Origin of the sequence: Stenotrophomonas sp. Marseille-Q5258 (assembly GCF_946900935.1) — a bacterium.
In the GTDB taxonomy this organism is placed as follows: domain Bacteria; phylum Pseudomonadota; class Gammaproteobacteria; order Xanthomonadales; family Xanthomonadaceae; genus Stenotrophomonas; species Stenotrophomonas nematodicola.
This window is the reverse complement of the sequence record NZ_CAMPPN010000018.1, coordinates 87,776-95,216: the sequence shown is the minus strand read 5'-3', so window position 1 is coordinate 95,216 and position 7,441 is coordinate 87,776. Positions and strand designations below refer to the sequence as shown.

The 7,441-nt window shown below is 64.4% G+C and carries 5 protein-coding genes; all 5 read left to right on the top strand.

The features are described 5' to 3' along the window. Positions 1-228: 228 nt before the first annotated feature. The 5 genes from OC534_RS13630 to OC534_RS13610 all read left to right on the top strand — a co-directional run bounded on the left by OC534_RS13630 (position 229) and on the right by OC534_RS13610 (position 7,439). Positions 229-3,477, top strand: a complete 3,249-nt coding sequence (locus OC534_RS13630; RefSeq protein WP_017356377.1) for a TonB-dependent receptor — start codon at positions 229-231, stop codon at positions 3,475-3,477. Positions 3,478-3,727: 250 nt separating this feature from the next. Further along, positions 3,728-5,116 (top strand): nucleotide 5'-monophosphate nucleosidase PpnN, encoded by a 1,389-nt coding sequence (ppnN, locus tag OC534_RS13625; RefSeq protein ID WP_017356378.1) that lies wholly within the window; start codon positions 3,728-3,730, stop codon positions 5,114-5,116. A 171-nt stretch (positions 5,117-5,287) separates the two neighbouring features. Next, positions 5,288-5,803, top strand: a complete 516-nt coding sequence (locus tag OC534_RS13620; RefSeq protein WP_017356379.1) for a GspH/FimT family pseudopilin — start codon at positions 5,288-5,290, stop codon at positions 5,801-5,803. Continuing rightward, positions 5,800-6,276, top strand: coding sequence for a type IV pilus modification protein PilV (pilV, locus tag OC534_RS13615; protein WP_017356380.1), 477 nt, complete (start codon positions 5,800-5,802; stop codon positions 6,274-6,276). Before OC534_RS13620 ends, pilV begins: the two co-directional genes overlap by 4 nt. Further along, the gene (locus OC534_RS13610; protein WP_262071968.1) at positions 6,273-7,439 is read left to right on the top strand and encodes a PilW family protein; all 1,167 of its coding nucleotides are present in this window, start codon (positions 6,273-6,275) and stop codon (positions 7,437-7,439) included. The genes pilV and OC534_RS13610 overlap by 4 nt, the downstream gene beginning before the upstream one ends. The last annotated feature ends 2 nt before the right edge of the window (positions 7,440-7,441 follow it).

Below are 7,441 nucleotides of genomic sequence, written 5' to 3'. Positions count from 1 at the left end.
GTCACACTCACATGTGAAGATGGCGTCACGATCCCGTTGGTATGGCGTGTGTTTTGTCGCCAAACCGTCACAATCCAACGGTACCGTGTTAATCTAGTGTTAACCGTTGCGGCTGAAACCAGCTCGCGGCTAGGGAACCCAGATAAAAGTCCAGTCAGCCGCCAGCAAGGCTGCTTGGACGCGTTTTTTTCTCCGCCATCGCCAATCTCGCATCGAGGCTACTCCCCAATGACCCACTCCCGTTGTCTCCGGATGTCCAAGCTGACGCTTGGTCTCGTGGCTGCACTTGCTGCCGCTCCCGCCTTCGCCCAGAGCACCTCTGCAGGTGTCGGCGGCCAGGTAATGTCGGCTGCAGGCGCGCCTGTCGCCGGTGCGGAAGTCACCATCACGCATACCGAGTCGGGCACGGTCAGCCGTGCGACCACCGATGCATCGGGTCGTTACAACGCGCGCGGCCTGCGCGTGGGTGGTCCGTACACCATCACCATCAACAAGCCCGGCGCTGGCACCAAGACCGAAGAGGGTGTCTACCTCGGCGTGAGCCAGTCGGCGACCGTCAACGCCACGCTGAGCGGTGATATGGCCGCGACCAACCTGGATGCCGTCCAGGTCACCGCCGTCGCGGCCGGCTCGGAAGTGTTCAGTGCGACCAAGATGGGCGCCGGTACGAACATCAGCCGTCAGACCATCGATGCACTGCCCTCGGCCGGTGGCAACATCCAGGATTACGTCCGTCTGGATCCGCGCATTGCGCAGACCAACAAGGCCGACGGTCAGATTTCCGTAGGCGGCCAGAACCCGAAGTACAACGCGATCCGCGTTGACGGCGTGTCGATCAGCGACACCTTCGGCCTGGAAGACAATGGCATGCCGACCCGTCGCCAGCCGGTTGCGATGGATGCGCTGGAAGCGATCAATGTCGACCTGTCCAGCTACGACGTCACCATTGCCGGCGCCACCGGTGCGGTGATCGACGCGGTGACCAAGTCCGGTACCAACGAGTTCCACGGTTCGGTCTACGGCTCGTACCGCGACGGCGATTGGTTCGGCAAGGACCCGGCCGGTTACAAGTTCGACGGCTTTGACAACGAGCGCACCTACGGCATGACGCTGGGCGGTCCGCTGGTCAAGGACAAGCTGTTCTTCTTCGCCAACTACGAAAAGCAGGAGTGGAAGTCTCCGGGCGCAAGCGTGGCCGACAGTGCGCTGGGCAACGGCACGATCAGCCAGGCCCAGATCAATGAAGCGACGCGTCTGGCCAGCACCCTGTACGGTGTTGATGCAGGCAGCGTTGGCGACGTCGATGGCAGCACCGACCTGGAAGAGTACGCGGTCAAGCTGGACTGGAACATCAACGACAATCATCGCGCCAGCTTCCGTTACAGCAAGGTCGAGCAGAACCAGGCACGTACTCCGACCACCGGCGGTTCAATCGTCAACCTGAGCTCCTCCTTCTTCCAGCAGCAGAAGACGATCGAAAACTATGTCGCCCAGGTCTTCAGTGACTGGACCGACAACTTCTCGACCGAATTGAAGGCGTCGTACCGTGACTACACGTCGGCGCGCATCATGCCGGGCGAAAAAATCGCCACCACCAAGATCTTCTTCGGCGGCAACGTGGATTCTCCGACCGGTGAGTACATCATGTTCGGGCCGGACCCGAGCACCCCGGGCAACCTGCTGCAGACCAAGACCTGGAACGGCTACGCATCGGGCGTACTGACCCTCGGCGACCACGATGTCAAGTTCGGTACCGACTTCAGCAGCAACGACGTGTACAACATGTTCGTCCAGAACCTGTACGGCACGTACGAGTTCTTTGGCCTGGACAACTACGCTGCCGGCAACTGGAGCAACTATGTCCAGCACCTTCCGCAGCCGGGCCTGAGCGATGACACCATCGCCGCCAGCTTCAAGTACCGTGAGCTTGGCCTGTTTGCGCAGGACACCTGGTATGTCAACAACAACCTGACGCTGACCTATGGCGTTCGCGCCGACAAGCCGTCTGTCAGCGGTCGTCCGACCCTGAACGCGGCCGCCCTGGCCTCGTTCGGCCTGGACAACAGCTACGTCAACGGCAAGGACAAGTGGCTGGTTCAGCCGCGCTTCGGCTTCAACTACACCTTCGACTCGGACCGTCCGACGCAGCTGCGCGGTGGCGTGGGCCTGTTCCGCGGCGCATCGCCGCAGGTGTGGTTCGGCAATGCATTCAGCACCACCGGTCTCAACTACCTGCGCTACACGGGCGAGCAGGGCGGCACGATCAACTCGGGCAACTGGGCATATGAGCCGATCGTGGCGGATCAGGTCCGTCCGTCTGTCGGCACGCCGGAAACCAACGTCACCTACGTGAGCCCGGACTTCGAGCAGCCGTCGGTGTGGAAGGCCAACCTGGCGCTGGATCATGAGTTGCCGTGGTATGGCCTGGTCGCATCGGCCGAGTTGCTGGTGACCAAGGTCAAGAGCGATCTGTTCTACCGCAGCATCAACATCGGCGAGTCCACCTTCAAGGGTCAGGACGGTCGCGACATGTACTACGACCCGTCGCGCATCGGCCGCTCGTGGACCACCGGCAGCAATCGTTACAAGCGTGACCGCAACTTCGGCAACGTGTATGTGTTGGAAAACACCGACCAGGGCCGCAGCAGCCAGTTCACCGTTTCGTTGGCCAAGCCCTTCTCGCCGGAAAGTGACTGGAGCTGGAACGTGGGTTACACCTACACCGACTCCAGCATGGTCAGTGACATGACCAGCTCGACCGCCGGTTCGACGTGGAACTACAACTACATCTTCAATGCCAACGAAGAAACGATCGGTACCTCGCGTTACCAGATCCGCAATCGTGTCAGCAGCAGCATCAACTGGAGCCACAAGTTCTTCGGCGACTACAAGACCAGCGTAGGCATGTTCTACGAAGGTCGTAACGGCCGTCCGTTCAGCTACGTGTACTCCAACGATGCCAACGGCGAAGGCCGCAGCGGCAACGACCTGTTCTACGTGCCTGCCGGCCCTGGCGATGTGCTGTTCGGTACCCTGAGTGCGACGGGTCAGTTCACGGCCAACCCGGCGATGGAAAAGTCGTTCTTCGAATGGCTGTCCGCCAACCCGGATCTGGCCCGTTATGCTGGCCAGGCGGCACCGCGTAATTCCGGCCGTTCGTCCTGGGTGAACAGCTTCGATCTGCGCATCAGCCAGGAACTGCCGGGCTTCTTCAAGGGGCACAAGTCCGAGATCTGGCTCGATGTGATGAACATCGGCAACCTGATCAACAAGGACTGGGGCCATATTGAAGATTACGGCTTCTTCGCGAACCGTCGCGTGCTGACCGCTGCGGGCATGTATGACGGCAAGTATGTCTACAGCAACTTCAACCCGAACAATGTCGAGCGTCCGACGGTTGCCAATGGCAGCAACGGCAACGGCAACACCGGTGTGTCCCAGTGGTCGATGCAGCTGGGCTTCCGCTACAAGTTCTGATGAAGTGATCTAGCACCGCTGTACCCGGAACGGCCAGGGCAACCTGGCCGTTCTGCTGTCCGGCGCCATGCTTGCTCCCGCGCCGGGTTGCGCGTATGCTCAATTGGTTGCGCCGAAAAAGGCGCACGTACGGCGGCCCAAGGCAGCGCCGGGGCGCCACACATCCAACGGTCGGGTCTCCCCGGCCGTTTTGCTTTTTAAGGGGGCAGCGGTACAGTCGGACACCTTGAGGAAAGCAGAAAAGATGGAAATGAAAATCACCGAAACGCCGGCGCGCACGCTGCCGGTGCAGGACGCGCGGATCTACCCGCGCGGTGGGCTGGACGTGTTGTCGCGCGCCGAAGTGGCGCGCCTGCGCGACGCCTCCGGCGGCGGCATGCACGAGCTGCTGCGCCGCTGCGCGCTGGCCGTGCTGACCAGTGGCAGCGCGTCGGACGATCCGCGCGCCGCGCGCGATCTGTACCCGGATTTCGACATCCAGGTGGCGCAGCAGGATCGCGGTGTGCGCATCGATCTGGTCAACGCGCCGGCGATGGCTTTCGTCGACGGCGAGATCATCCGCGGCGTGGCCGAGCTGCTGTTCGCGGTGGTCCGCGACCTGGCCTACATGGCCATCGAAATGGGCCCGGCCTACGCCGCCGAGCTGGAATCCTCCGAGGGCATCACCAACGCCGTGTTCGGTTTGCTGCGCAACGCGCGCATCCTCAACCCGGGCGATCCGAACCTGGTGGTGTGCTGGGGCGGCCATTCGATCGGCCGCGATGAGTATCTGTACACCAAGCAGGTCGGCTACGAGCTCGGCCTGCGCGGGCTGGACATCTGCACCGGCTGCGGCCCGGGCGCGATGAAGGGCCCGATGAAGGGGGCCACCATCGCCCATGCCAAGCAGCGCAAGCATGTCACCCGTTACATCGGCCTGACCGAGCCGGGCATCATCGCCGCCGAGTCGCCCAACCCGATCGTGAACCACCTGGTGATCATGCCGGACATCGAGAAGCGTCTCGAAGCGTTCGTGCGGATCGGTCACGGCATCATCGTGTTCGCCGGTGGCGTGGGTACCGCCGAGGAAATCCTGTACCTGCTCGGCATTCTGCTGCGCGAGGAGAACAAGGACCTGCCGTTCCCGCTGATCCTGACCGGCCCGACCGTGGCCGCGCCGTACTTCGAGCAGATCGACCGGTTCATCCGTCTGACCCTCGGCGATGAGGCCGCCAGCCGCTACGAGATCGTCATCGGTGATCCCGTCGCGGTGGCGCGCCAGATGTCGGCCGGCATCAAGCGTGTGCGCGAGCATCGCCTGGCGCAGAAGGATGCGTTCTTCTTCAACTGGTCGATCGAGATTCCGTGGGAGTACCAGCAGCCGTTCGTGCCGACCCACGAGGCGATGGCAGCGCTGGACCTGCATCACGGGCGGGCGCCCCATGCGCTGGCGGCCGATCTGCGCCGGGCCTTCTCGGGCATCGTCGCCGGCAACGTCAAGGAGGATGGCATGCGCCGGATCGAGCAGTTCGGTCCGTTCGAGATTCATGGCGACGCCGACATGATGCAGGCCCTGGACGAGCTGCTGCGCGCGTTCGTCGAACAGCGCCGCATGAAGATCTCGGGCGAGTACCAGCCCTGTTACAAAGTCCTGGCCTGAGCCGGGCAGGGGGCTGACGGCGGGCAGGGGTGCCCGCGGCCAGCCCCGTCCGTGGTCCCGGGCGTCAACGCATTGACGCCTGTCGCCTCCGGGCGACCGTTCGTCCTGTCGCCGCTTGCCGCCGGGCGGCAGGGCGTCCATCTTCTGTGTCATCACGCTGGGGAGCGTTCCATGTCTTCACGCCGTTCCAACGGCTTCACACTCGTCGAACTGCTGACCACGGTCGCGGTGATCGCCATTCTGTCGGCGATCGCCTACCCGAGCTTCCAGGGCGTCATGCGCTCGAACCGGATCGCGACCGCCAGCAGTGAGGCGTCCGGCCTGATCGCGCTCGCGCGCAGCGAGGCGATCCGCAACAAACGCGGGGGCGGTGTCTGCGGCAGCGCCACCGGCACCAGCTGCGATGGCAGTTGGGACAAGGGCATGCTGGCCTGGGCCGACGTCGACGGCGGCGGCACGTTCAGCGATGGTGAGGTCGTGCTCCGTTTCATGGCGGTCAACACGGCGGTGAGCGCGGTGGGGCCCGACGCCGCCGCGATCGCCTTCGACGGCCGCGGCCGCCGCCGCAGCGCCGATCAGCAGGAAATCGACCTGCAGCCGGACAGCTGCAACGGGCAGCCATTGCGCCGTCGTCTGACGGTCAACGCGTCCGGCCAGCTCAGCACCCTCAAGGAGAACTGCTCATGAGACGTTTCCGTGCCTCCGGAGGGCGCAGGGCCGCCGGCGGTTTCAGCATGATCGAGGTGCTGGTCACCATCATCGTGCTGGCCTTCGGCCTGCTCGGCTTCGCGCTGCTGCAGACCATGAACGTGCGTTTCGTACAGAGCGCCAACTACCGTACCCAGGCGACGAACCTGGCTTACGACCTGATCGACCAGATGCGGGCCAACCGGTTCCAGTCGGCCTGGTACACGGGCGCGTCGTTCGCGTCCGGCACGGTGACCCGCGCCGCCTGTACGCGTCCGACCGGGACCGTGACCATCGGGCAGAACGTGGCCCGCTGGCAATGCCAGGTGGTGCAGGCGCTCGGCGAGGGCGCCAGTGCCACCGTCACCAACGTCAACGGCCAGGTGCAGGTGGACATCGTGTGGGGCGACCAGCGTTGGGACAAGGCCAACCCCAATGCGCGCACCACCTTTACTGCGGTGACCCAGCTATGAGCCGTGCGTTTCCCCTGCCGCGCGCCGTCGCGGGCATCTCCCTGATCGAGGTCATGGTCGCGATGGTGATCGGCCTGGTGCTGATGCTGGGCGTGATCCAGGTGTTCAGCGCGTCCCGCGAGGCCTCGCAACTGGCGCAGGGCACCGCGCGCGCGCAGGAGAACGCCCGGTTCGCGCTGGAGTTCCTGCAGCGCGACATCCGTATGGCCGGTCACTTCGGCTGCGTCAACGACCAGGCGCACTTCGTCAAGAACCAGGGCGATCCCGTGGTGAACATCGCCGGCGTTGCCACGGGCGATGGCAGCGCACTGGATTTCTCGGTCTCGATACAGGGCTACGAAGCCCCCAGCAGTGCCCCGGACAGCAACCTCACGCTGGGCGCGACCTGGGCGGAGCCGACTGACCTGCCGACGCCACTGAAGAGCCTGGTCCCGCGCGGCGGCAGCGATGTCATCGTGCTCCGCTACCTCGCGCCGGTGGGCGTGCCGGTGACCAGCATCAGTGCAGGCAGCGACAACACCATCGGCTTCGACGGCGATCTGGGCAGGCGGCTGACCGAGGAGGGTGTTGCCGCCCCCACACTTTTCGGTATCGCGGACTGCAGTCATGCAGACGTGTTCGTCGGCACCTATGCGGTGGGCAGCGTCACCGCCAGTGGTGCCACGCTCAGCCGCTACAACGTGCAGCCGACCGGTGAAACCATGCTTTACCGCGCCGAGTCGATCGCGTACTACGTGGGGACGTCGGCCAGCGGCGAACCGGTGCTGATGCGCGCCCGCGCCAACGCCGCCGGCAATTACGACGTGCGCGAGGAGCTCGTTGAGGGCATCGAGAACCTGCAGGTGATGTACGGCCTGGACACCACGCCGGTGATCAGCCAGACCCAGTTGCCGGTCGGCAACGTTACCGTGCAGGGCACGGCGGCCGACGTCAGCACGGGCAACGATGCAGTGGCGGCCAATCAGTGGCGCCGCGTCGGTCAGGTCCAGGTGGGCGTGCTGGCACGCAGCCCGAATCCCTCGATGGCCTCGTCATCTGCCGCCGCTGTGAATGATCCGCGCCTGCTGGGCGTGCGTTTCGTACCGGCGGCCGCGTCCGACGGTCGCTACCGCGCCGCATACGAATCGACCATCGCCCTGCGCAACCGTCTCTTCGGGAACTGATG

What these genes read in the sequence shown, in the direction of transcription:
- OC534_RS13630 (WP_017356377.1), top strand. Translation starts at nt 229, where the DNA reads ATGACCCACTCCCGTTGTCTCCGGATGTCCAAGCTGACGCTTGGTCTC.
- ppnN (WP_017356378.1), top strand. Translation starts at nt 3,728, where the DNA reads ATGAAAATCACCGAAACGCCGGCGCGCACGCTGCCGGTGCAGGACGCG.
- OC534_RS13620 (WP_017356379.1), top strand. Translation starts at nt 5,288, where the DNA reads ATGTCTTCACGCCGTTCCAACGGCTTCACACTCGTCGAACTGCTGACC.
- pilV (WP_017356380.1), top strand. Translation starts at nt 5,800, where the DNA reads ATGAGACGTTTCCGTGCCTCCGGAGGGCGCAGGGCCGCCGGCGGTTTC.
- OC534_RS13610 (WP_262071968.1), top strand. Translation starts at nt 6,273, where the DNA reads ATGAGCCGTGCGTTTCCCCTGCCGCGCGCCGTCGCGGGCATCTCCCTG.